The 23,582-nt window shown below is 48.1% G+C and carries 19 protein-coding genes and 2 pseudogenes; 10 read left to right on the forward strand and 11 right to left on the reverse strand.

All coding sequences use genetic code 11. The features are described 5' to 3' along the window. Position 1: 1 nt before the first annotated feature. The 6 genes and pseudogenes from K6J74_RS00265 to K6J74_RS08280 all read left to right on the forward strand — a co-directional run bounded on the left by K6J74_RS00265 (position 2) and on the right by K6J74_RS08280 (position 6,089). Entirely contained in the window at positions 2-1,708 is a 1,707-nt protein-coding gene (locus K6J74_RS00265; protein WP_221271968.1) for a GmrSD restriction endonuclease domain-containing protein, read from the forward strand. Then, positions 1,708-3,702, forward strand: coding sequence for an ATP-dependent helicase (locus tag K6J74_RS00270; protein ID WP_221271969.1), 1,995 nt, complete (start codon positions 1,708-1,710; stop codon positions 3,700-3,702). The genes K6J74_RS00265 and K6J74_RS00270 overlap by 1 nt, the downstream gene beginning before the upstream one ends. A gap of 41 nt (positions 3,703-3,743) precedes the next feature. Further along, positions 3,744-4,231 (forward strand): annotated as a pseudogene (locus K6J74_RS00275) (PAS domain-containing protein). Positions 4,232-4,239: 8 nt separating this feature from the next. Further along, positions 4,240-5,373, forward strand: coding sequence for a methyl-accepting chemotaxis protein (locus tag K6J74_RS00280; RefSeq protein WP_221271970.1), 1,134 nt, complete (start codon positions 4,240-4,242; stop codon positions 5,371-5,373). A gap of 15 nt (positions 5,374-5,388) precedes the next feature. Beyond that, complete coding sequence (locus tag K6J74_RS00285) at positions 5,389-5,943, forward strand: hypothetical protein (RefSeq protein ID WP_260321605.1); 555 nt, start codon at positions 5,389-5,391, stop codon at positions 5,941-5,943. Continuing rightward, complete coding sequence (locus tag K6J74_RS08280; protein ID WP_260321606.1) at positions 5,940-6,089, forward strand: hypothetical protein; 150 nt, start codon at positions 5,940-5,942, stop codon at positions 6,087-6,089. The genes K6J74_RS00285 and K6J74_RS08280 overlap by 4 nt, the downstream gene beginning before the upstream one ends. Here K6J74_RS08280 and K6J74_RS00290 read toward each other — a convergent pair. The 7 genes and pseudogenes from K6J74_RS00290 to rsmA form a co-directional block, all read right to left on the reverse strand. Beyond that, the gene (locus K6J74_RS00290) at positions 6,086-6,937 is read right to left on the reverse strand and encodes a glycosyltransferase family 25 protein (protein WP_221271971.1); all 852 of its coding nucleotides are present in this window, start codon (positions 6,935-6,937) and stop codon (positions 6,086-6,088) included. The genes K6J74_RS08280 and K6J74_RS00290 overlap by 4 nt on opposite strands. After that, a pseudogene (gene glmS / locus K6J74_RS00295) lies at positions 6,930-8,743 on the reverse strand (glutamine--fructose-6-phosphate transaminase (isomerizing)). The gene K6J74_RS00290 and the pseudogene glmS overlap by 8 nt, the downstream one beginning before the upstream one ends. 9 nt (positions 8,744-8,752) lie before the next feature. Further along, positions 8,753-8,992, reverse strand: coding sequence for a DUF2443 family protein (locus K6J74_RS00300; protein ID WP_221271972.1), 240 nt, complete (start codon positions 8,990-8,992; stop codon positions 8,753-8,755). A gap of 1 nt (position 8,993) precedes the next feature. Continuing rightward, positions 8,994-9,956 carry a KpsF/GutQ family sugar-phosphate isomerase gene (locus tag K6J74_RS00305; RefSeq protein WP_221271973.1) on the reverse strand — a complete coding sequence of 321 codons (963 nt, stop codon included), beginning with the start codon at positions 9,954-9,956 and terminating at the stop codon, positions 8,994-8,996. Next, positions 9,956-10,921 carry a peptide-methionine (R)-S-oxide reductase MsrB gene (gene msrB, locus K6J74_RS00310; RefSeq protein WP_260321737.1) on the reverse strand — a complete coding sequence of 322 codons (966 nt, stop codon included), beginning with the start codon at positions 10,919-10,921 and terminating at the stop codon, positions 9,956-9,958. Before msrB ends, K6J74_RS00305 begins: the two co-directional genes overlap by 1 nt. Before the next feature lie 59 nt (positions 10,922-10,980). Then, a complete protein-coding gene (locus K6J74_RS00315) occupies positions 10,981-12,999 on the reverse strand; it encodes a ribonuclease J (RefSeq protein WP_221271975.1) in 2,019 nt (672 codons plus the stop codon). Beyond that, the gene (gene rsmA / locus K6J74_RS00320; protein ID WP_221271976.1) at positions 12,980-13,864 is read right to left on the reverse strand and encodes a 16S rRNA (adenine(1518)-N(6)/adenine(1519)-N(6))-dimethyltransferase RsmA; all 885 of its coding nucleotides are present in this window, start codon (positions 13,862-13,864) and stop codon (positions 12,980-12,982) included. The genes K6J74_RS00315 and rsmA overlap by 20 nt, the downstream gene beginning before the upstream one ends. Before the next feature lie 76 nt (positions 13,865-13,940). Between rsmA and K6J74_RS00325 the strand changes: the two genes are divergently transcribed. Both K6J74_RS00325 and K6J74_RS00330 read left to right on the forward strand, forming a co-directional pair. Beyond that, the gene (locus K6J74_RS00325; RefSeq protein WP_221271977.1) at positions 13,941-14,492 is read left to right on the forward strand and encodes a phosphorylase family protein; all 552 of its coding nucleotides are present in this window, start codon (positions 13,941-13,943) and stop codon (positions 14,490-14,492) included. Further along, positions 14,485-15,822, forward strand: coding sequence for a Na+/H+ antiporter NhaC family protein (locus K6J74_RS00330; protein WP_221271978.1), 1,338 nt, complete (start codon positions 14,485-14,487; stop codon positions 15,820-15,822). The genes K6J74_RS00325 and K6J74_RS00330 overlap by 8 nt, the downstream gene beginning before the upstream one ends. Here K6J74_RS00330 and K6J74_RS00335 read toward each other — a convergent pair whose 3' ends face one another. Further along, a complete protein-coding gene (locus K6J74_RS00335; RefSeq protein ID WP_221271979.1) occupies positions 15,823-16,584 on the reverse strand; it encodes a DsbA family protein in 762 nt (253 codons plus the stop codon). 86 nt (positions 16,585-16,670) lie between these two features. On the opposite strand from K6J74_RS00335, the gene fliR reads away from it, so the two are divergent. After that, positions 16,671-17,438, forward strand: a complete 768-nt coding sequence (gene fliR, locus K6J74_RS00340) for a flagellar biosynthetic protein FliR (RefSeq protein ID WP_221271980.1) — start codon at positions 16,671-16,673, stop codon at positions 17,436-17,438. Between the two features lie 9 nt (positions 17,439-17,447). Then, the gene (locus K6J74_RS00345; protein WP_221271981.1) at positions 17,448-18,614 is read left to right on the forward strand and encodes a molybdopterin molybdotransferase MoeA; all 1,167 of its coding nucleotides are present in this window, start codon (positions 17,448-17,450) and stop codon (positions 18,612-18,614) included. On the opposite strand, the gene K6J74_RS00350 is transcribed toward K6J74_RS00345, so the two are convergent. The 3 genes from K6J74_RS00350 to K6J74_RS00360 all read right to left on the reverse strand — a co-directional run bounded on the left by K6J74_RS00350 (position 18,611) and on the right by K6J74_RS00360 (position 23,525). Next, positions 18,611-19,981 (reverse strand): outer membrane family protein, encoded by a 1,371-nt coding sequence (locus K6J74_RS00350; RefSeq protein ID WP_260321738.1) that lies wholly within the window; start codon positions 19,979-19,981, stop codon positions 18,611-18,613. The two genes, K6J74_RS00345 and K6J74_RS00350, sit on opposite strands and share 4 nt — an antisense overlap. 143 nt (positions 19,982-20,124) lie before the next feature. Further along, on the reverse strand, positions 20,125-21,786 hold the full coding sequence (locus K6J74_RS00355) for an outer membrane family protein (RefSeq protein ID WP_260321607.1): 1,662 nt from the start codon (positions 21,784-21,786) through the stop codon (positions 20,125-20,127). A gap of 254 nt (positions 21,787-22,040) precedes the next feature. Further along, positions 22,041-23,525, reverse strand: a complete 1,485-nt coding sequence (locus tag K6J74_RS00360) for an outer membrane family protein (protein WP_221271983.1) — start codon at positions 23,523-23,525, stop codon at positions 22,041-22,043. Positions 23,526-23,582: the final 57 nt, after the last annotated feature.

Consider the following 23,582-nt stretch of genomic DNA (forward strand, 5'->3'; position numbering starts at 1 on the left):
CATGTCCTTTTGCAATTACGATGAAAAGGGTTTTGCGCAGTTGGTGCGCTTTTTAGAGGAGGGCGAGTACCAAATCCCTAGGTTTCAGCGCGATTTTGTGTGGAGTAAGGAGCAGGTGGCTAAATTCATAGACAGCCTTGTTAGGGGTTTTCCTACGGGCAGCTTCGTGCTGTGGAAGACCAAAGAGAGGCTGCAGGCCAATCGCAAAATAGGCAAGGTGGAGATTAGAAAGCCCAAAGCAGAGGAGCACATTTATTATGTCCTAGATGGGCAACAGCGCATGGGCGCGTTGTTTGTGGTTTTTAAGGGCTTGCAAATTGAAAGAAAGCGCAAGAAAGACCACTACCAAGAAAAGAACACCCAACAAGAGACCCCCGTAACCAAGCCCCCAAAAATAGACGATTATAAAGACATCATGCTAAGGCTAGAAGTCGATGAGGACAAAGATTTTTGTTTTGTGGGCGACCCTAAAGCCGAGCTTAATGAAGTGGCGGTGAGCGTCTATGACCTCATCACCCAAAGCATTTTGGAGATACAAGAAAAATACAACTTGAGCCTGCAAGAGGCGAAACGCTTTGAAGAGTTTAAAAAGCGCATGGAGAATTACCGCTTCCCCATTGTTGCCATTGACAACGCCCCACTAGAGCAAATTGTGGAGATTTTTGCACGGATCAACACGGGCGGGACAAAGCTCACTCCCTTTGAAGTGATGTGTGCAAAATTTTACAGCCCTGCAAAAACCGACCCCAGCCAAACCATCATCATCAAGCCAAAATTTGACTTGCAAGAGTGCTTTGAAAACCTCACAGATGAGCTGGGGCACTTGGACTACGCCTTTAACCAGCCTATGGTGGTGCTGCAACTCATTTCGTATTTATTGCACAGCAATGCGTCTAATTTAAAAGCAAGAATCTCCATCCCCACCATTTTAAAACTAGAACCCGAGAAGGTGCAAGAAACATGGAATTTTGCCGCCCCCTGCTTTTCTCGCGCCGCCCACTTGCTCAAGCACGACTTAAAAATCCCCTCTTTTGACTTTTTGCCCTCAGTGGGTCTATTCATGCTTATGGCGTATTTTTACGCCCTAAGCGGATATAAAAGCCCTAACGCTAGCCAAATCACCAACTTAAGGCGACTCTTTTTTAGGGGGGCGTTTTTTAGCACTAAAACAGATGGGGACACTCTGCTGAAGCAATTAGGTTTGGTGAAGTGCATTTATGAAGAAAAGCCCATTGATTTTAAAAAAGAACTCCCATTTTATAGCATCACCCAAGAGTTTTTGACAGGAGAGAAAATCAACATTAAAAGCGGATTGCATCGGGGGGTTTTATGTGTGCTCGCCACTTTAGAACCTAGGGATTTTGATAACAATAGTAAAGTGGTGCTCGACAATCTCTTTTTGCAAAACACCAAAAAACGCAACCTACACCACTTCTTCCCCAAAAACCACTTAAAACACATAGCCCCCAAGAGCAACCCCGATGTGATCGCCAATGTGGCGTTTTTAAGCGCACAGCTCAACCAGCATATCAAAGACAAGCCCCCTAAGGTTTATATCCCCGAGTTTCACGCCAAAAACCCCCATTTGCAAGATAGCCTCAAAACCCATTTAATCGACATAAACGACCCTAAAGTGCTTGAGAACTACCAAGACTTTTTAAAACTGCGTGCTACGGCGATTTTAGACAAAATCAAAGAGCTGACTTAGTGGGTTTAAACGCGGAGCAATTACAAGCCACCAAAGCCCCCTTAGGGGCGAATTTAGTCATCGCCTCGGCGGGCACGGGCAAGACCTCCACCATTGTGGGGCGGATTTTACACCTGCTAGAAAGCGGCATTGACCCTAAGAAAATTTTATTGCTCACCTTCACCAACAAGGCCAGCCAAGAAATGAAGGCAAGACTCGCCCAGCACACAGACAAAGCCGCCGCCATTGAAGCGGGGACCTTCCACGCCATCGCCTACCGCTACTTAAAAACCTTTGACCCCACGCTCTGCCTCAAACAGCCTAGAGAAATGCAAACCCTGCTTAAAAGCATTTTAGAGCAGGACCACAAGACCAAAGAAGACGATGCCTATGGGGCGAGCCACTTATACGATCTACACTCCTACTACATCAACGCCCAAAGTAAAGAGAGTTTTGCCGATTGGCTCTTGGGGCGCAACGCCAAACAAGCCGACTACATTCAGCGTTATGAGTGTGCCCTAGAGCTTTTTAACGAGCTTAAGAGAGAACAAAACTATGTAGACTACAACGACTTGTTGCTGCGCTACAAGGAAACCATGGCGCAAAAGCCCCCTGCCTTTGTAGAAGTGCTGTGCGATGAATACCAAGACACTAACCCCTTGCAAGACGCGGTTTTAGACGCGTTGCGCCCCCAAAGCCTTTTTTGCGTAGGCGATTACGACCAAAGCATTTACGCCTTCAATGGGGCGGACATTTCTATTATTAGCAATTTCGCCACGAAGTACAAACAAGCTCAAGTCTTCACCTTGCAGAAAAACTACCGATCCAGCCGTGCGATTTTAAGCCTTGCCAATAAAGTCATCGCCAACAACCCCCGCATTTACCCCAAGCAATTGGAGGTGGTGAAAGCGGCTAACCCCTCCACCCCGACCCTTTTGCAATATGGCGAGCTGTTTGAGCAATACAAGGGCATTGCGGCACACATCGCTAGGCGGGGGGGGTTTGAAGACACAGCGATTTTATTTAGAAATAACTCCAGTGCTGAAGGGTGCGAGGCGGCACTAAGGGAGCTTGGCGTGCCCTCAAGGCGCAAGGGGGGGGTGGGGTTTTTTGACACCAAGGAAGTGAAATTACTCTTGGACACTTGCGCTTTTTTGAGCTACTCTAAGGACATGATGGCGACCATGCAGGTTTTAAGCCATGGCAGCGGGATTGGTAACGCTCTAGCCAAAGACCTTTATTTAGCCCTGCAAATTTTAGGCGATGGCAATAGCCTACAAGGCTTGTTAAAGCCCAACAACAAAAACCCCTACCCGCAGGCTAAACGCCCCCAAATGGGCTTGTTTGAATCCATTCTGCCCCCAGCCACCCCCACCCACCAAGTGAGCCCTGCGTTTAAAAACCACCCCCTACTCACCCACCCCAAACTCAGCCAAGCCGCCGCCACTTTTTTAGACCAACTCTACACCCTTTGCAAAACTTATAGCCCTAAGTTGCCCGCCCATAGCCTAACCCATATTGCTAGGTCGGCGTGGTTTGACAACATCACCCAAAGCCTAGCCAGAGAGCGGGCGAAACTTAAAGATGGGCGCGTGGATGAAAAACTATGCGAGAGCGCATTAGATAAGATCAAACAAAGGGTGGATTTATTGGTGCAGCTTGCCACAAGTTATAAAGGTTTGCGCGACTTCTTGCACGCAATGGTCTTAGGCTCTAAAGAGATGGCAAGCGGCAGTGGGGTGCAGCTTTTAAGCGTGCATGCGAGCAAGGGGCTGGAGTTTGACACGGTGTATGTGATCGATCTGATGGAGGGGCGCTTTCCTAACCTCAAGCTAGCCAAACAAAGTGGGAGCTTGGAGGAAGAGCGGCGGCTGTTTTATGTGGCGGTAACCCGCGCTAGAGATCATTTATATTTGTCCTACGCCAAAGAGGATAAAATGAAAAAGACCGCTTATGAACCTTCGCGCTTTTTAATCGAGGGGGGGCTGATAAATTCTAAAGATAAAGATTATTAATTTTAGATACAATCAAGGGGTTGGAGTGCCAAAGGGAGATCATGGAAAAGTTTGTTGACAAGAATTATTTTTTGGTAACCAAAACAGACACAAAGAGCAACATCACCTACGCTAATAAACCTTTTTAGAAATTTTGAATTGCCATGAGAGAGATATTTTACACAAACCGCATAATATTGTCCGCCACCCTGACATGCCCGCTTTGATCTTTAAGCTCATGTGGGAAACCATCACCAAACAAAAAGAAATCTTTTCCTATGTTAAAAATAAAACCTTTGACGGGCATTTTTATTGGGTTTTTGCCAACATCACTGCTTCCATCGATGAGCAACACAACATCATTGGCTATTACTCTGTGCGGCGTGCCCCCAATAAAAAAGCCCTAGAGATTGTCATCCCCCTTTATGCCCGTTTGTTAGAAGCCGAGAAAAAGAGTGGGGTTGCTGAGAGTGAGCGGGTTTTTGAAGAGTTTTTGCTCAAGCAAGAATGTAATTATGAACAATGGGTCAACCAACTCCAACGCCTATGAGGATGCACATGCTTAAGTGGTTCAGCACTAGCCCGGATGTTTCTTTAGCTAAAATCCAAAAATTCGCCGCCCAAATTAGAGACGGCTATTTGGAGTGCCGCATGACAGAGATCGATGAGGCAGGTCCTTATAGCCAGATCATGCACGATTTAAACGATTTCTTAGACCAAGTCGAATCGGTGTTTAGGGAAATGAATGCATGCGTGCAGGCGGCTAAGGAGGGCAAGGATTATCGAAATGTTTTTGAAGAGGGCTATCGGGGGATTTTTAAACAATACGCCACGCATGCTAAGTCCCATGTCGATGGGATCATAAAAGCTAATAATAGCGAAATTGTGTTGCGTTTAGCAGAGATGGGTGGGGGAGCCAAGGGCATTTTAGAGGTGCTTGGTGAATTATCTGAGCGTGTTAAGCAATGCTTGGAAAATAAAGAGTTAGCCCAAAACATCGAGGCAAATTCTTTAAAAAGCCAAGATAAAATCCACGGCATACATACAGACTTAGACGATCTCAATGCGAGCTGTGCGAATACAAATGCCGTGATGGATGAACTCAAAAGCAACATGGAATTCATCATGCAGGTTACAAATGTGATTAGTGACATTGCCGATCAGACAAATTTACTTTCACTCAACGCCGCCATTGAGGCAGCCAGAAGCGGAGAGCAGGGCAGAGGTTTTGCGGTGGTGGCTGATGAGATCCGTAAATTAGCCGAGAGGGTAACCAAAGAGGTCAACAACATTAAAAGCAGTTTTAGTAGTTTTGAAGAAGAGATCAATAAAGTGGTCGCCGCTTTCGTGGAGGTGCAACGCTTGAGCACGGGCATCAACGCACATTTTGAGGAGTTTTTAAAGGTGTTGGAGGCGTTCGTAGATGATAGCCATAGAAGCATAGACAATAACCAAGAGCTTGAAATAGGTTTAAACCATGTGATGCACCATATTGAGTGGATTGTATTAAAAATGCATGTCTATCGCAGCGTGTTGACCAACAAGACGGACATCGCCCTAGACAAAGTCCCTAAGCAAAGCTTGCTTCTTGTCAAAGAGGTGATCGGGCACATCAAAGAGCACTACAATTTAGATGAGGTGGAGCAAATGAGCGCAAGGCTTAAAAAGTTGGATGAAATCCAAATCTCTTAAAAACAAAGGGTAACGATGAGATATGTCAAAAATGCATTTGTAATTGCGGTATTTTTGGGGGTTTTTATCGGTGGGCTTAGTTTTGAACGCTTTGTTTTAGGCAAACACCAAAAGAACCAAGAGAGTAGCATCGCTTTACAGATCAAAAGCACGCAAGCTTTAACCCCTAAAGCTTATAGCGCGCATTTTATCTTTAGCGCGAGCCAAGAGCTCTTAAAGAGCCAAACCTTAAGCCCTGAGCAGGACAAGGCGATCAAAGAGAGTTTTAAAGAGATCAACGATTTAGCCCAAAAGAGTCATTTATGCCAACAAGCCACCTACAGCTTGCACCCCTACTACAGCTTTGGACCTAAACAAAATTTAAACGGCTACAACTTGCAAGGTGTGATGGATTGTAAAATCCCTGCAGACAAGCTCAAAGCCTACGATGATCTAAAAGACAAAATCTCTCAAGTGGTGTCAAAAACTGGGCTCATTTTACCAAGCACCCCTGCCCTTTACCCCCAAATAGAAGAGGTGGATTGGAGTGTCTTGCGCCAAGACTTGATTAAAAAGCCCAAGAACAAGTGAGCTGGCTTAGTAAACAATTCAATAAACAATGCCACATACAGCATTTAGACTTTTACCCCAGCCCCGTCCCCACCCGCTTTAAAACCCAAGGCACCCCAGCCAAAGAGGACTTCATGCTCTCTGCCCGCCTAAGCATTGGCTGTTAGGCCTTGCGGGCTAAAAATGAAAAGAGCAAGTGTTGCACAAAGAGACGGCACTTGAGTACATAGTTGCACGCCCGCATGAGATGAGAAAAAAACTTAAGCTTACCCTTAAAATAGTCCGTGCTGGCGTGTGGGATTTGTGAAACGAGCTCATCCACAAATAGGGCAGGATTTTTAAAAGTTAAGCAAGAAACCTCATGTGTGTAGTAGGCATCGATGTAGGTGTCTACGGGTAAAATCCATTGCTCGGGGCAACGATCGATGAGCTTTTGCGCCCCAAGCGGGCTTAAGATATACCCCTGTGTCCCCATGCCCCCCATAGGACTAAAGAGCTGATCAAAGTGGTATCCCTTAGACTTTGTCAAGCAGTGGCGTTTAAAGTAAGGGGCAAAAAGCCGCACCATTTGGGCTTTATTTGCGTAGAGACCCTCTAACCCTAAAGCGCACTTTTCAAAAAACTCAAAAGTGGGTAGGACATCGTCTTCTAACGCAATGATTGGCTTTTGCAGTTTCACGCACTCTTGCCACAACAAATAATGGCTGGCAAAGCACCCCAGTTGCCCGAAGCTTTGGAAGTTCACACGGCTTTTTAAGGCAAGGCGCATTAAACTTAATCCCTCTTTAAAGTCGGGCAGGTGGGGGCTAAAATCGTTAAACACGGCGTGGGTGTGGGTGTAGGTGATGCCCTTAGCTAAGAAGTCCTTATGCCCGTGGATAGCGTTAAACACTTGTATAGAAAAACCCTTGTGGGGAGTTCTCTCCAAGAGATAGTTTAAATGCCACAGTAGGGGGGCAATATCCCTAGCGGAGTTTTCTAAATGGATAATATAAATAGGGATATTTTCACTCAACGGTCACACTTTTAGCTAAATTGCGGGGTTTATCTACATCCAACCCTTTTAGTTGCGCCATTTCTAGGGCAAAGAGCTGCAAAAGCACGAGCATGTAAAAAAACTCGTTCATGTAGTGGGGATAGGGTGGAGTTCTTAAGTAAAAGGTGGCAGGGGCGACCTCTAGGGGGCTTAGGGCGAAAATCAAAGAATCGCGGGCACTGAGCTCCTCCACATTGCTTAAATTCTTAGCAAAGAGTAGGTTTTGTGGGAGTAAAGTCGTGCTTAAAAGAGTGCTATCGGCTAGGGCGATGGGCCCGTGTTTCATCTCGGCACTGGCGTAGCCTTGTGCGTGCACATAGGCGATCTCTTTGAGTTTGAGCGCGCCCTCAAGCACAAGCGGGTAAAACACCCCCCGCCCCATGAAAAAATACCCTTTTAAATCCCTTTTGGCTATTTGGATGCTCAAGTCCTTAATTTGGGTGTGTGCCTTTAATGCCTCTTGCATGGTGTCTAAACTTGTGCTTAAGGCTTGTAGGTGGGCTTGCTCCTCTTGAGGCTCTAAAGTCCCTCCTAAATTGGCAAGTTGCAAGGCTAAAAGCCACAGCACCAAAACTTGGCTGGCAAAGGCCTTCGTGGAGGCCACAGAGCGTTCTAGCCCCGCATGCGTTAAAAGCATGGCATCCACCAAAGCACCCATGCTCGAGCTTTGGGTATTGCAAATGCCAAGTGTCTTTAAGCCTAGAGTCTTGGCAAGTTTTAACGCCTCTAGGGTGTCTGCGCTCTCTCCGCTTTGCGAGATGGCGATGAAGAGCTCGCCCTTTAGCGTGGCGGGCTGGGCGTAGCGGTATTCGCTGGCTAGCTCCACCTGCACCTTAAGCCCGGCTAAACTTTCGATCAAGTATTTACCCACGAGTCCAGCGTGGTAACTTGTCCCGCACGCACAAATGCTAAGACAGCTCACCCCCTCTAAAAAGCCCTCGGGCAACTCTAGGCTAACGCCCTTGGGGCTTAAGCGCCCAAGCAGGGTTAAAACCCTGCCCTGCTCGTAAATCTCTTTCTCCATATAGGTTTTAAAGCCCTCTTTATCGCCCTGCTGGCTATCTGTTGGGACGCTATCTAGCTTGCCCAGCTTTTCTAGGTTTAAGGGTCTATCCGCCTCAAGCACACCCACCACCCCATCGGCTAAACGCACCATGTGGCTAGCTTTGCCCACTAGGGCACTGGGCGCACTGGCTAAATAAATCCCGTTTTCACCTGTGGCGATGAGTAGGGGCGAGCCTTGTTTGGCGTAAAAATGCAGGTGGGCAACTTGTCGCAAATGAGTAAGATCGCATATGCCCCCTCCAACTGGGTGATAGTGCTTTTAAAGGCTTGTAGGGCGGTTTTAACGCTGATATGCGTTTCTTGACTCAATGCCTCTTCAAATAAATGGGCGATCACTTCGCTATCTGTCTGGCTAGAAAAAACATGCCCCTTTTCTTGTAGCTGGGCTTTTAATGGGGCGAAGTTTTCAATGATGCCATTGTGCACGATGGCGCAGGATTTGTAGGCGTGCGGGTGGGCGTTGGCTTCTGTGGGCTTGCCATGGGTTGCCCAACGGGTGTGCGCAATGCCCACGCCTAGCCCGTTGGATTTGAAGTTGTGGGTGCGCTCTTGCAGGGCTTGCACCTTGCCGCTCACTTTAAATAAGTGCAAATGGGGTTTGTCAGCCTCAAGCACCGCTAGCCCTGCGCTGTCATAACCCCGATATTCTAGTTCCTCCAAGCCGTGGATCAACAGCTCTTTTTTCTCAGCAAGCCCTAAATAGCCCACAATTCCGCACATAAAATTCCTTTAAAAAACCAACATTTCTCGTTTATATTTGTTGAGGGCGTTGATGGCCTCTTTGAGTTCCTCCACTCTTTCGCCAATTTGCGTGTAAAACGCCATGTCCAAAGTGGGCGGGATGTCCAAACTCCCCCGCTTCATTAAAATAAAATCGCTCAAACTCAAATGGGCGATCCTTAGTAAAAGCTCTACCTCTTCCTTGGCGTTTTCAATGTCCTTGATGATGAGTTCTAATTTTTCAAACACTTTAGCTCCCTAAACCTAGACTAAGTAAGGTGTGTAGGTGCAAAACCCCCAAGACTTGATTTTTACTATCACACACCACTAAGAGCGAGATTTGGGTTTGCTCAATGAGCTCTAGTGCCTCCACCACGAGCATGTCTAAGTCGGTGATGATCCTAGGTTTTAAGGTGGCGTAGTTTTTAGCCGGGGCGTTTAAATCAAAGTTTTCCGGCTGCAAAAGGGCGCGCCTAATGTCCCCATCGCTTAAGACCCCCACTAAATGCCCCCCACTATCCACTAAAAGCGCATTGCCTAGCCCCTTTGCGGTCGCCTCCAAGAGCGCCTCGTGCAAGCAACAATTGGCATCCACTAAGGGTAAATTGGTGGTGCGGTAAATGTCTTTCACCCTTAAATGCATTTTTTTACCCAAGAGTCCGCCCGGATGGCTCTTGGCAAAGTCCTCTTGGCTAAAGTTCTTATACGCCATCAAACACACCGCCAAGACATCGCCTAAAGCCAGGCTTAGGGTGGTGGAAGTCGTGGGGACTAAGTTAAACCCGCACGCCTCTTTTTTAATTTTTAGCTCTAAATGATGGCTTGCGCTCTTAGCAAGCGAGCTGTTTTTATGTTTGCTCATCGCCACCACGCCGGCGCATTTAATGTAGCGCAGAGCTTCTAAGAGTTCTACACTCTCACCGCCATAGCTGATGGCTAAAATCGCGTCTTTTTCGCCCACAATGCCCATATCCCCGTGCACCGCTTCTGTGGGGTGCAAGAACACCGCCTTCGTGCCAGTGCTGGTGAGCGTGGCGGCGATTTTGTGTCCAATGTGCGCGCTCTTACCCACCCCCATCACCACCACAAGCGGGGCATTGCCCAGCAGCTCTACAATGGGCTTTAGGGTGCTGTGGCTTAAGCCACTCTTGGCATCTTGCAGCGCCTCAATGGCTAAATCTAGGCTCTGTGCAGCAAGGTGGGCGTAGTCCATTATTTACGCACCTCTTTTTTCAGTAGGGCTTTTTTAAGCACGGGAATCAAAGCCCCATAGCCCTCTTTTTCCATGTCCTCTAGGGGGATAAACTTTAAGGCCGCGCTGTTGATACAATAACGCAAGCCCCCAAGCTCTTTAGGTCCGTCCTCAAAGACATGCCCTAAGTGTGCGTGCCCCACACGGCTTTTAACCTCAGTGCGGATGCGGTTGTGGCTGGTGTCCTTGGCATAGCTCACGACTTCCTTTTCAATGGGCTTAGAGAAAGCGGGCCAGCCGCAACCGCTGTCAAATTTATCGGTGGAGAGAAACAAGGGCTCGCCCGTGGTGATGTCTACATAAATCCCCGGCTTGTCTAGCTTGTCGTATTCGTTGTCAAAGGGGCGTTCGGTGTGGCTCTCTTGCGTTACCTTATACTGCAAGTCGGTAAGCTGCTTTTTAAGCTGCTCAAGGCTAGGTTTGTGGTAGTCGTTGGGGTCGATGATGACCTCATCGGCTTTTTTGAGGTCAATGTGGCAATAGCCCCCGGGGTTTTTCTTTAAATAGTCTTGGTGGTATTCCTCTGCCACCACGAAATTTTTTAAAGGCTCTAGCTCAATCCTTATTTTTTCTTTGTAATGGCTTTGTAAATGGGCTAGGGCTTTGGCAATGATGGGCTCATCGGCTTTGTCGGTGTAGTAAATGCCCGTGCGGTACTGCCGCCCCATGTCGTTGCCCTGCTTATTTAAACTCGTGGGGTCGATCACCTTGAAGTAATAGAGCAAGAGTTTATCTAGGCTGATTTTAGACGGGTCAAACTCCACCTTCACGGTCTCGGCGTGGTCGGTGTTGTGTAATTCGTGGTAGTTGGTTTGATCGCTCTTGCCATTGGCATAGCCCACTAGAGCGTCCTTCACCCCATAAATCCTCTCCATATACGCCTCTAAACCCCAAAAGCACCCTCCGGCTAAATAAATTGTGTGCATTTTCACCTCCGCCGCATTTAAGCTTGCCGCCGCCACTAAGCCCAAAACCCACGCTCTCATCAGCTCACAAACACATGGCTTACAATCGCCGGGTATTTTTTGGTGTGCCTAAACAAGGCTTTTCTTAAGAAATTGCGGACGCTTTCGTCTAGGTATTTGTGGTTGCCCAAAATGTCTTGGCGCAAGGCTTTGATGTGAAGGCTCAGCGACCCGTGCAGCTCTTTTAAAAACGCCCTCTCCTCTTGCATGTTTACGATGCCAAGGCTTGTGAGCTTAGAAGCGGGCATTAAATCCTGCCCCTCTTTGGAGATGAAGAGCACCGCGCTTAGTAGCCCAGCGCTGGCGATTTCTTGGCGCTCTTGCACGATTTTTTCGGCAATACTGGTGTTGTTCGTGTTGTCCACATAGCTTTTTCCGCTCTTAATGCTCTTGGTCTTGCGCATGAAGTTAGGATTCACCTCCACTTGGTCGCCATCCTCCATTAGGTAAATGTTCTTTTCAGGGATTCCGCAAGAGATCGCCGTTTCCTTGTGTTTGGCGACATGGTTATACTCGCCATGCACGGGTAAAAAGAATTTGGGCTTGATGAGGCGCAACATTAATTTCTGCTCCTCTTGGGCGGCGTGCCCGCTCACATGCACATCAAAGGCGTGGTGCACGACTTGCGCGTCCTTTTTCATTAATAAATTTAAAATGCTCGACACGCTCGCCTCATTGCCCGGGATCGCCTTAGCCGAAATGATGATCAAATCGCTAGGCTTAATGCTGATGTGGCGGTGCTCATCGGTTGCCATGCGATAAAGCGCGCTCATGGTTTCGCCCTGCGAGCCGGTCGTGACGATAAACACCTCATGGTCGGGGTGTTTCTCCACCTCGTGCGCCTCAATGAAGGTTTTTGAGGGCAGGTGGATGTAGCCTAGCTCTCTAGCGATGTCTAGGTTTTTCTCCATTGAACGCCCGATCACGGCGACTTTGCGGTTATGGTTTAAGGCGTGTTGGATGGCTTGGTAGACGCGGTGGATGTTGGAGGAGAAGGTGCTCATGATCACCCGCCCCTTGGCGTTTTTAAAGAGGTTTTCAAACACGGGCCCCACACTGCTTTCACTGGGCGTAATGCCCGGTTTGTAAGAGTTGGTGCTATCACTGAGTAAGAGCATCACCCCCTGCTCCCCATAGTGCGCTAGGCGGTAAAGGTCGGTGGGGATGTTGTCTACGGGGGTGTGGTCGATCTTAAAATCGCCCGTGTGGATGATGGTCCCCACCTTAGTTTGGATCGCTAGGGCACTTGCGTCTATGATGGAGTGGGTGATGTGTATCCACTCCACGACAAACTCCCCGATTTGGATCGGCTGGCGTTTTTGCACGATTTTAAAGTAGCTTTTGAATTTTTTTAGCCCATGTTCATCAAATTTATTGCCAATCATGCCAAGACTTAAAGGCGTGCCATAAAGGGGGAATTGAAATTCCTTGAAAAGATAGGGCACCGCCCCGATGTGATCCTCGTGGGCGTGGGTGATTAAAACGCCCACGATTTTATCTTTAATGCTGTGTAGGTAGCTAAAATCGGGGATCAAAATATCCACGCCATACATGTCCTCGCTAGGAAAGCTCATCCCAACATCAATGATGATAGCCTGGTTTAGGGTTTCTAGCACCATCATATTGCCCCCAATCTCGCCTAAACCGCCAAGGGGCGTGATTTTCACCCGTGCCTTGACATTTAAATCTAGTTTGTAGTGGGGGTTTAGGTGGTTGATGTGGATTTTATGGTTTGCCTCCACGCCCTGTTTTAATTCTTTATGAAAGCCCAAATTACCCCGCTCGTTGGCTTTGGTGATGTTTTTCACCCCGCTTTGCTCTTGCATGCGGGGGTTGTTGTTGATCGCCTCCCTGCCTTGTTTGATGCGGTTATTAAAGCGGTTTTTATGAAGCCTTTTATTGTTTTGGGGGGCGTTGCCACCTTGGGGGCTTTCTTGATTCTCCCGGACTTCTTGGGCGGGGTTTTCATGGTTTTGGGGGTTTTGGTTATTTTTGTGATTGCCCTCTGCTGGATTGTCTTTAAAGGGATTGTTTTCCATGTGTTGTCCTGTTTATTTTTTTGTGAAAGAATTGCGCCAAACTGACATAGTGGGCGGGTGCCACTTGGTGGGGGCGAGTGGAAAGCTCCAGCCCGCTTTGGGTGAAAAACTCTTGGATTTGCGCCACGGGGTAGGTTTTTTTAAGGTTGTTAAAAAGGGTTTTGCGGTTTGCCTGAAAGCACGCTTTTAACACACTCTCTAAGAAAGCAAGGGGCATGCACTCTTGCTTTGCCTCGCTGGTGGGGGCTTTGAGTAGGCGCATCACGGCAGATTGTACCTTTGGGGGGGGGTTGAAGGCTTTAGGGGGGACTTCAAACAACAACGCGCGCTCAAGACACACACTGGCACTTAAAACGCTCAAAGCCCCGTAGTCGCTTTCATTTGCAGCGGCGCAAAATTTCAGCGCCACTTCCTTTTGCACCATCACCACCATCCCCACGCAAAGCGCATCTTTAAGGCATCTTGTGAGGATCGGCGTGGCAATGTAATAGGGCAAATTGGAAACCAAAAAATAGGGCTTGGGGTGCAAAAAAGCGCACTGAAAGACCCCAAGCCCTCCAATTTGTTGTTTCTCTCCATCCTTGACCCCTTTGTTTTGCATCACATCGCCCACAACCAAGTCCAAACGCCCCGCCAATGCCCCTAAAACCGGTTTCAACCTTTGGGCTAAACGGGTATCTACCTCGTAGGCTAACAAACTTTTGGGTGGCTTTAACCTGCTAAGCAGTCGGCTTGTCAAATCTCCCAAGCCAACCCCTATTTCCACAACTTGCACGGCATCGGCAAAGTGGGCGTGGGGGATGGATTGCAAGATCTGCTCTAAATAGTGCGGGTCGTGCAAAAAATGCTGCCCCAAAAGTGCCATAATTTCACTTTAAAAACTTTTAGCTATTTTAACATGGGCTAGCTTAAGGGCTAGACTTTGCAAAAAAAGGGGTTTTATGTTTGTGTGTGCAGGTAACACAGAGAGTTTTGCTTGCGCTAAAAGTGTGGGCGTGGGTTTGGTGCAAAGCACTTTAAATTTAAGCCGCCTATGTCTGCTTGAAAAGCCTAAAGAGATCATTTTTATCGGCACAGCGGGCAGTTACGATTTTTCTATGCCCCTTTTAAGTCTTTTTATCAGCCACCAAGCTACGCAAATTGAAGAGAGTTTTACATTAAAGCATAGCTACACCCCCCTAGACAATGGTGTGCAAGCGCAAGCGCAACCAACTTTAGATTTACCGATAGCCCTTGTCAATAGCAGCAACTACATACACACAGACGCCGACTTCTCTAAAGCCATGTGCCACGCGGGTATTTTGTTAGAAAACATGGAGTTTTTTGGCGTGCTTAGTGTGGCACAATGTTATGGCCTGCCATGTTTTGGGGTGTTTTGTGTTACCAACTACACCAACGCCCACGCCCATAGGGATTTTATAGCAAACCACGAGCGCGCTAAAGAGCGTTTGGAAGGGCTCATCAACCAACTTAAAAAGGAACAAAATGACTAACGAGTCGGAAAACACACCGCATTTTCACGCCCTGATCCCCTTTGGGATCTTCATTGGGATTTACCTAGGCACAGGGTTTTATTTAGAATTTAGCGGGGTGAAAATGGGCTTTTACAAACTACCCGGACCTGTGGCGGCGATGGTGGGGGTGGCGGCCGCCTTTATGCTCTTTAAAGGAAGCTTGGAGCAGAAGTTCAACGACTTTTTAAGTGGCTGTGGGGATAAAAACATCATGACCATGTGCGTGATTTACCTACTTGCCGGGGCGTTTGCGGTGGTGAGCAAGGCGATGGGGGGGGTGGATGCGACCGTGAATTTGGGGATCACCTACATACCCCCACAATATCTAGCCGCCGGGATTTTTGCCATGGCGTCCTTCATTTCTTTGGCGATTGGCACGAGCGTGGGGGCGATTGTCGCCTTGGGCCCCATTGCCGTAGGGTTAGCTGAGGAAGGGCATTTGTCCTTAGCCTTGGTCCTAGCCGCTCTTATGGGTGGGGCGATGTTTGGGGACAATTTGTCCATCATCTCGGACACCACGATCGCCAGCACCCGCACGCAAGATGTCGGCATGCAGGACAAGTTTAAAATCAACCTTTACATTGCCCTACCGGCGAGCGTATTGACCCTAATCTTGCTCTTGATTTGGGGGCAGCCCCCCCACGCCACGCCCGTGCATGCCCACAGCTATGAACTCATCAAAACCCTGCCCTATGTCTTTGTGTTGGTGTTGGCACTCTTGGGGGTCAATGTCTTTTTGGTGCTCTTTAGTGGGATCGCGCTTTCAGGCGGGATTGGGCTTTATGGGGGGCATTTTACTTGGCTCTCTTTAGGGCAAGAAGTTTATAAGGGTTTTTCAAGCATGCAAGAGATTTTTTTGCTCTCTTTGCTTACGGGCGGGCTTGCTTACATGGTGGATAAAGAGGGGGGGGTGGCGTGGATCATCTCTAAGATCGAGGGTTGTATTAAGGGCGCAAAGAGCGCGAAAGTGGGCATTGCGGCGTTGGTGAGCCTTGTGGATTTAGCAGTGGCGAACAACACCGTGGCGATCGTGATTGTGGGGGCGATCAGCAAGAAAATCAGTTTAAAATTTGGGGTGGATCGGCGGGAAAGTGCGGTGATTTTAGATGTTTTTTCGTGCGTTTTTCAAGGGATTATCCCCTATGGAGCGCAAATGTTGATTTTGCTTAGTTTTGCCAAAGAACATGTTGGGTTTTTAGAAGTGGCGGGGTTTTTGTGGTATCAAGGGCTCCTAGGGCTTTTTACTTTTCTTTATATTTTTTGGGGGGCGTATAGTCAAGTGGTTTTAAAAAGACTGCCCCCCAAATAGTTATTTTTTATTCACTTTGTGGTACTCGTAAATGAAAGGCACGCCCTTGATAAGCCCCGTGTCTAAGACCTTTTTGGTTACCTTTTCCACTTCTTGGACTTTGTCATCGGGGGCATCTGCCACTTTGTAGGCGGTGGCGTAAACTTTTTGCAACAAGTCCACTTTATCCCTCGTGTTGTGGGCTTTTTTGACTTGCTTTAAGATGTCGGCGGCTTTGAGCGTGGATTCATGCCCTAAAAAGCCCACCAAGACCATGTGCACATTGGCTTCTTTCAAGCGTTTGTCGATCTGCTCCAATTCGTGGTGGCAGTGCGGACACATGGGGTCAGAGATGATGTAGAGATTCTTTTTCACCCCGGGGGTGGTGGATTTTAAGTCAATGGTGTAGCCTTGGGGCAAGCCTTCAAAAAGGGCATTTAGGGCTGCGCTATTTTGCTGTTTAAAGTTGTAGCTTTGGGTGTCGTGGTAGATCTGTTGCACGAACTCGGTGTCTTGTTTGCTCTTGCTAAAAAAGATATTCGTAAGTCCTAATACCAAATCCCCATTTTTATTCACCAACAAAGGGATTTTATATTTTGTGTCGGGGTCTTCCACCACCACCACTTGAAACTCCCTATTAGACTTTAGGGACTTAACCTCTAGCACGCTGACTTTTTTATGGATTTGTTTGTCGATGAGATCCACCACAGCCTGCCCTACCCTGCTCTCAACCGCCCCCACAAGCCCCACACACAAACTCAAAGCACAGAAAAATCTACGCATATCTTCCTCTTTATAAAATTAAAATTCAGCCGCCCATTCTAGCATTAAAAGCCTAATAAAAATCTTGCTGCGCTATAATGCCGCCTATGCTGGATTGGTTAGTCTACATGAGCGATCGCCATGTGCAGGGTTTTTTACTGCTCTTTTTGCGCTTAAGTGGGGTGGTCGCGCTCTTTCCCTTTTTTGACAATAATTTGATCCCGGTGTCTGTGCGTGGGGCTTTGAGCTTTTTTTTAACTCTGGTCTTTTATCCCTCCATGCCCCCTAGTCCCGTGTTTTTGCGGGCTGAGGATTTTTTAATCGCTTGCTGTGCAGAGGCATTTTTGGGGCTGTGCGCCTCTTTCTTTTTGCATGTCATCTTTAACGCCATCGCCTTTGCCACAGACACGATCAGCTTTTCCATGGGGCTTACCATGGCAAGTGCCTATGACCCCGTTTCAGGAGCGCAAAAGGCAGTGGTGGGGCAGGTGGTCCTACTCTTAGCCATTTTAACCATGCTCCAAACCTCTATGCACCACTTGGTGATCTTGTGGGTGCAACACAGCCTAGAGCAAGTCCCCTTAGGGGGCTTTGTGCTCTCTAACCACATCGTTAAAGCGAGTGTGCAAGCCTTGGGGCATTTATTTGTCGTGGGCTTTAGCATGGCATTTCCTGTTTTGGCGATCGTGATGTTTAGCGACATTGTCTTTGGCATGATCATGAAAACCCACCCGCAGTTTAATTTGCTCGCAGTGGGTTTTCCCCTTAAAATTGCGATCGCCTTGATCGGGCTGATCTTGGTTTTAGGCGCGATCATGCACCGCTTTAAAGATGAATTGTTACAGGCATTCCAAGCGATCACAAAATTATTTTAAAGGCAGAACATGGATTTAATCGCATTTTCCAAAGCTTTAGAAATCGGGTTAAATTTGCCCAAAATCCCCCTAGAAGTGCAAGAAGTGGCGTTGCAAGAGGCACACGGGCGTATTTTGGCAGTAGATTTGCACGCCAAAGACCCTTTGCCAAAAGCCACAAACTCCGCCATGGATGGCTTTGGCTTGCGGCTAGAGGATTTGGGGCAAACTCTACCCATTGCTAAAACTCTTTATGCAGGCAGCCCCCTAGACACCTTACCCCCTAAGGCGTGCGCAAAAATCATGACCGGTGCACTCGTGCCCGATGAGGTGGATGTTATCGTGCCTTGGGAGAAAATGCAAAGTTACAACGAAACCCACGCCACAGCCCCTTTAGGTTTTAAAAAGGGGGCAAATATCCGCTATGAGGGAGAAAACATTAAAGTCGGGGATTTACTCTTAAGCAAGGGCACACGCCTAAAAACGGGGCACATGGCTTTGCTTGCCTCGCAAGGGCTAGCCACTTTAAGCGTTTTTAAAAAATTGAAAGTAGGGGTGTTTAGCAGCGGCGATGAGGTTGTGCCTTTAGGCAGTGTTGCTAAGCCACACCAAATTTACGACACAAACGGGGTTGTATTGGTGGCAATGCTACAAAATTTGGGCTTTGAAGCCACGCATTTAGGGCATTTGCCCGACAATTTGCAAGAGCAAAGCGCACGCTTAAAAGAGGCGTTGGCTTACGATGTGCTCATTAGCAGTGCCGGGGTGAGTGTGGGCGATAAGGATCATTTTAAAGAGGCTTTGGCGCACTTGGGCGCAAAAATCCACTACCACGGGGTGCATGTCAAACCGGGTAAACCTATTTTATGCGCCAGTGTGGGGACAACACGCATCTTTGGCATGCCGGGCAACCCCTTAAGTTGTGTGCTGACTTTTTTAGCCCTTGTGCGCCCCGTGCTTTGCAAACAAGCCGGCAGCCACACACAAGAACCCCCCATTAAGGCACGCCTCAAAAGCCCCTTAAATTTAAAGGGGCAACGCACGTATTTAATTTTAGGACAGCTAGAAAATGGGGTCTTCACGCCCTACAAAGACAACGCCTACGGGGCGGGGGCGATCGATGCGCTGAGTGGCGCAAATGCTATGGCTTGTTTGCAAGGGGGGGAGCAAGAGGTGTTGGTGTGGCTCTTGCCCTAGAGCAACTGGAAACCATAGGTTACGGTGAACATTAAATGGCTGCGGCCCGAATCCACATTGTGGGGTAGGCGAGGGGCGTAGCTATTGGTCTCAGTGTCCCATGAACCGCATTGATCAGAACCCTCAAAGCCATAACCAAGACAATAGCCTTTTTTGGTGATGTTGTTGTAATACTCTAATTTTAAGTCGAACTTCAAATTGTAACGGCTCAAAAAGTAGCCTAAGAACAAAGCCACGCTTTGTTCATTCGCTCTAGGTGAGGTGGTTAAACGCCCCAGCACCTTCCAAGTGATGCCATGGAAACGTGAGCCAAAGTATAAAAAACCATTGAGCGCGTCTTTGCCGACGATGTTGTTGATCTCGGCGTCGTAAATGCTGTTGGTCCAAATGTTGTAACCCAAGGGGTCGCCATAAATGCCGATGTCGCCGTTGGCATTGCCGATGTTCTTGTAAATACTACCGCCAAATTGCCATTTATTGTAATAAAAGCGGGAGCGGAAAAAGAGGGTTTGCCCGGCTTTGCCCATGGTTTCTTGCCCGAACAAGATGATGTCATAACCCCGCCCAGAGGGGGGAAAGAAGGGGAAGAAGCCTACAAAAGTGCCGACCCAACGGAAACCCTTATTTCTAAAGTGGGGGTTGGTGTCGTAGGTGATGTTGATCCCGGGAGCGTTCATGCGTCCAAAGATCGAATAAAAATAGGGGTTGACTTTCCAATGGTCTTTTTGGTATCTAAACTCGGCGATCATTAAGGGCTTACCGCTGGTGTAGTAACGCCCAAAGGGCCAGAACCAGTCGCTAGACGCAGAAGCCCTAGCGTCCGAGTAGAGCACCCTTAATTTATAGTCCTTGTATTTGACATACCCTTCTACACCTTGGCTAAAGGAGGTGAACCAGTCGTAATCGGAGAGCTCATAACGCCCCCCCTTAACGCCAAAAATCCCCTTGTAGTCGTAGCTCAAGTAGGCGTTGTGCACCATGGCGTAGCGGGGTTGTTGCACATTTGAACCGCTATGCCCGGCATACCACCCGATATATTCCCAAAATATCCCCCCATCGTGGTTATAATAATTTTTTCCCCCATTGACCGCTGGACCGCCCGGCTGCCCGGGTGCGATGTCGTTGCCTTGATACGCCGTAGAGTCGTAGGGCAGGGCAGAGAGCATGCCCCCCACTTCGGCGTGCAAACCCTTATAAAGGTCCATGCTGACATTCATTTCGGCTAAAAGCGAGGTGTAACTGCCCGTCGGGTAAATGAACTTGGAGGGGTTGTATTTTTTGTTGTTGAAGCCATAGAGCGTGTAACTGCTCAGTTTCCCACTAATGCTCATATCAAAAGCCAAAATGCGTTCTGAAACAAGAAGCATAAGAACAAGCCACTTATGGGCGGTGCGGTTCCCTCTAAATTGAACTTGCATGGCGACCTGCTCGAGATAGATTTATGAAAACTAAGGCGGGGTATTATAACAAGAATACCTTAAGGAGAGAGCCCTTAAGGTAAAAACAAAGGCTAGAAGCTGTAGCTGATGTGGGTCATCAAGTGGCTACGGTCTTGTACAACCGTATGGGCAATGCCCCCCGTGTTTTGCGGACCTTGGAAAAAGCCTGCAGCTGAGAACGCACCCGTGTTCAAGCTCAAAGGTTGCCCCATGTAGCTTAGGAAGCCCACACCTGGGTTATAGCCCGCACGGATGACTTGTAAGAACCATTCGAGCTTGATCCCGGCTTTGATGTGTTTGCCAAATTGGTAGTCCAAATACAACGCTAGAGCCTGACCATCCGCACGAGGAGCGGTGGTGTACCTTTCTGCCAACTCCCAGTCAAACTTGCCATACACCGCGCCGGTTTTCACATAAGCAGTGAAAGCATCGGCGTCGGTGATGTTGTTGATAGACGCAAACCCTAGTGAGTAGATACCACCGGTCCATTGTTCGACGCCATCGATCGCTACGGGGTTACCATAAGTACCGATGTTTGGGTTCGGGTTGCCGATGTTATCGTAGATACCAAAGCCCACATTGTAGTTATTGAAGTCCAAGCGCTCTTTAATCAAAATGGTCGCCCCGCCCGGACCTTGTAGCCCGCGCCATTTACCGCCATCTAACCAAGGATCCCAGGTGTTATACCTCGCAGGGGCGTAACGACCATACATAGCGTTGTCCCATTGGTAAACATACATGCCATAGAAAGTGGTCTGGGAGCGAAAGCCCCGACCGCTAAACTCGGGGTTGGTGTCGTAATACATTTTGATCTCAGGAGCGGTGAACACTTCAGGCGCAAACCACACATGCGGGTGGATGGAGAAGTGTTTGTTCACTTGGTAGATCACCCCGACTTTGTGTTCGCCCCAAGGTTTTTCACGATAGATGGGGAACATCCATTGCCCGTCAGCAATACCACGGCCCCAGGAGCTGAACACTTGGAAGGTCAGCTTATTCGTGAGTTTAAACATGCCGTAGAAACCTTGGGTCAACTGGTAGAACCAGTCGATGTCTTTGACTTGCGTGGTGTCGTAACGCCCGGCGATGATCCAAATTTTATCGCTTTTGTATTGGACATTCGCCTTGTAGATTTCATACCTACGCGACTGCCCCGGGGTGTAGGCACTGGCGGGGTAGTAGTTGGGGAACAAGCCGTTCCACTCACCCATAAACATATAACCGATACCCCTAGGGTCAGCTACGCCGCCGTGCTGCATGGCGTATTGGTAAGAGCCTTGCACGGGGTGCGCACTCGGGTCATCGAAAGGCACACAGAAACCGTTTGCGCTGTCCGGACCGTTATAGTTACTTCCACAAGCATTCGCCCAAGACTTCGGTATTTTAATGTCGCTAGCGTATTTATCGTAGCGAGTGTTATCGTAGGGCATGCCCCCTAGCGCACCGCCTAAGGTAAAGCTCCAACCCTTGCCTAAATGCACGGTGCTTTCTAATTTACCCGTCAACTCCACAAAAGTACCGGTTGGGTAAAGCCCCTTCACCGGGTTAATGGGGGAGTTGTTGAACCCCACCTTGGAGAAGTTGATGAGATCGCCATGCACTTCATAGCTGATCGCATCTAACCCACAAACCCCCAAAGAGGAGGAAGCCAGCAAGGCGGGCGTTAGCGCATTGCGCAACTTACGCACCCCCTCTACTAATTTACTCCATCTAGTGTCTTCGTTCTTCTTCATGCCTTGTAACCTTTTTTTCGTTTTATCTTCATTCATTAAGTGCTGCCTTCAAATCGCAGATTGGTAACCCTAGGTATTTAGAGAACTACGCAGAACACCCGCAAGGCCCCAGAACCGGGCTACTCCCGAGACTACGATTGTGTAAGTGCATTCTAATATAGTTTTTGTATTTTTTTTCTTAAAGAAACGCATTTTAATTTAAAAATTTGGTAAATAAATAGAATGTTACTTTAAGTATTTTATTAATACTAAGCCTAAAACTTCAGAGTGACATTCGTCATGATATGGCTTCTGTCTTGGTAATTCGCCCTATAGTCGGGTTTATTCCACTGGGGTGCGCCAAAGTAGCCCACTTGGTAGCCCTGGTGCATTTGCACCCCGTAGTATTCGAGCTTAAAGTGCAAGAACACCGAGCGGGTGAAGGCGTAGTCTAAGCTTAGGGCTGTGGAGTATTCATTGCTGCGCCCGATGTGCCCTTGCACATTGCGGTTGGCAAGACTCACGCGTCCAAAAATGTGCCATGCAAACTTTTTATAAATGCTGCCCACAGAGCCGTAAATGGTCGTGGTGTTGGCGTTGGTGAGAGCGTCAGCCAGCCCGTCGTAAGCTGTGTTGTCCCAAAAGTCAAACCCGACAATGCTTGAGCTCACATAGTTATTTACATAGGAGGTGTTGTTCCCCATGGGCATGGTGTGGCTGCCTAGGAGGGCATCGGAGTTGCCAAAGGTGTGGTAAAGCCCCAAGATGATCGCCAAGCGGTTCCACCAAAAGGCTTGGCGGATGTTTAAAGTTACCCCGTATTTACCCACATATGAACCATGCTGTAATGAATCCCAAATGCTGTATTGTTTTGTGCTTGGGTCATACCAGCCCGAATCGTAAACGGGGATTGTCAGCATGAAAAGGGTTTGGGAGCGAAAGCCCACAAGTTGGAAGTTTTTATTGGTGTCGTAGATGAGCTTAAAGCCGGGGGCGTTGTAGGTTTTAGGCGCAAAATAAAAGAACGCCTGCGCACTCAATTTTTTATAGTCGTAAGTGGCGGTGATGCCATGCCAGCCGTAGTTGATCCATGATCGATCGTCTTTGGGATTCCCGCCGGGTTTTAAATAGGGGGTTGAAGCGTAGAACTGGTAAATCCAAGAGTTAAACGCCAAGCCCCGCCCATAGGAGCTCCACCACCAAAATTTGAGATTTTTAATCGGGCGGTAGTAAAACTCAAAGCCTTGGTTTGACCCGCTCATGAAGTCAATGTTGGCTTCATAACGCCCGATTTTAAAGCCAAACTTATGCTTGTAGTCGTATTGTAAAAAAGCGGTGTCGAGCACATAGGGGCGGGCGTGGTAAGCCCCCACTGATTGGCTCAAATATTTATTGAAAAAGTAGCCATGCCAGCCCCCGATAAAGTTGTGTACCACGGAGCCGTAAATTTGCCCATCTTGATCCCTTAAATACTTGGTCGAGTCGTAGGGCAAGCCCGCCATCGCCCCGCCTAGGCTGAAACTGAGTTCGTGGTCTGTGGTGTGTTTGGGCAGCAGCCCCACTTTCATTTGGGCAAAGCCGGCGATGTCGACAAAACTCTCTGTGGGGTAAATGCCGTACTTAGTGTTGATTTTAGAGTGGTTAAACCCTATTTTAGAAAAGCTGTCTAAACGCCCCGTGATTTTAAAATCAAAGGCTTTGAGGGGGTTTATTAAAAAAGTCAAAGAATAGAGAATGTGGCTTAGTTTGCGTGTGATCAATGCAACCCCTTGGATTTAGTCTTTAAGCTTTTAGCACAGATTTAAGTGGTGTCATGC

It is taken from the genome of Helicobacter sp. NHP19-012 (assembly GCF_019703325.1).
In the GTDB taxonomy this organism is placed as follows: domain Bacteria; phylum Campylobacterota; class Campylobacteria; order Campylobacterales; family Helicobacteraceae; genus Helicobacter; species Helicobacter gastrofelis.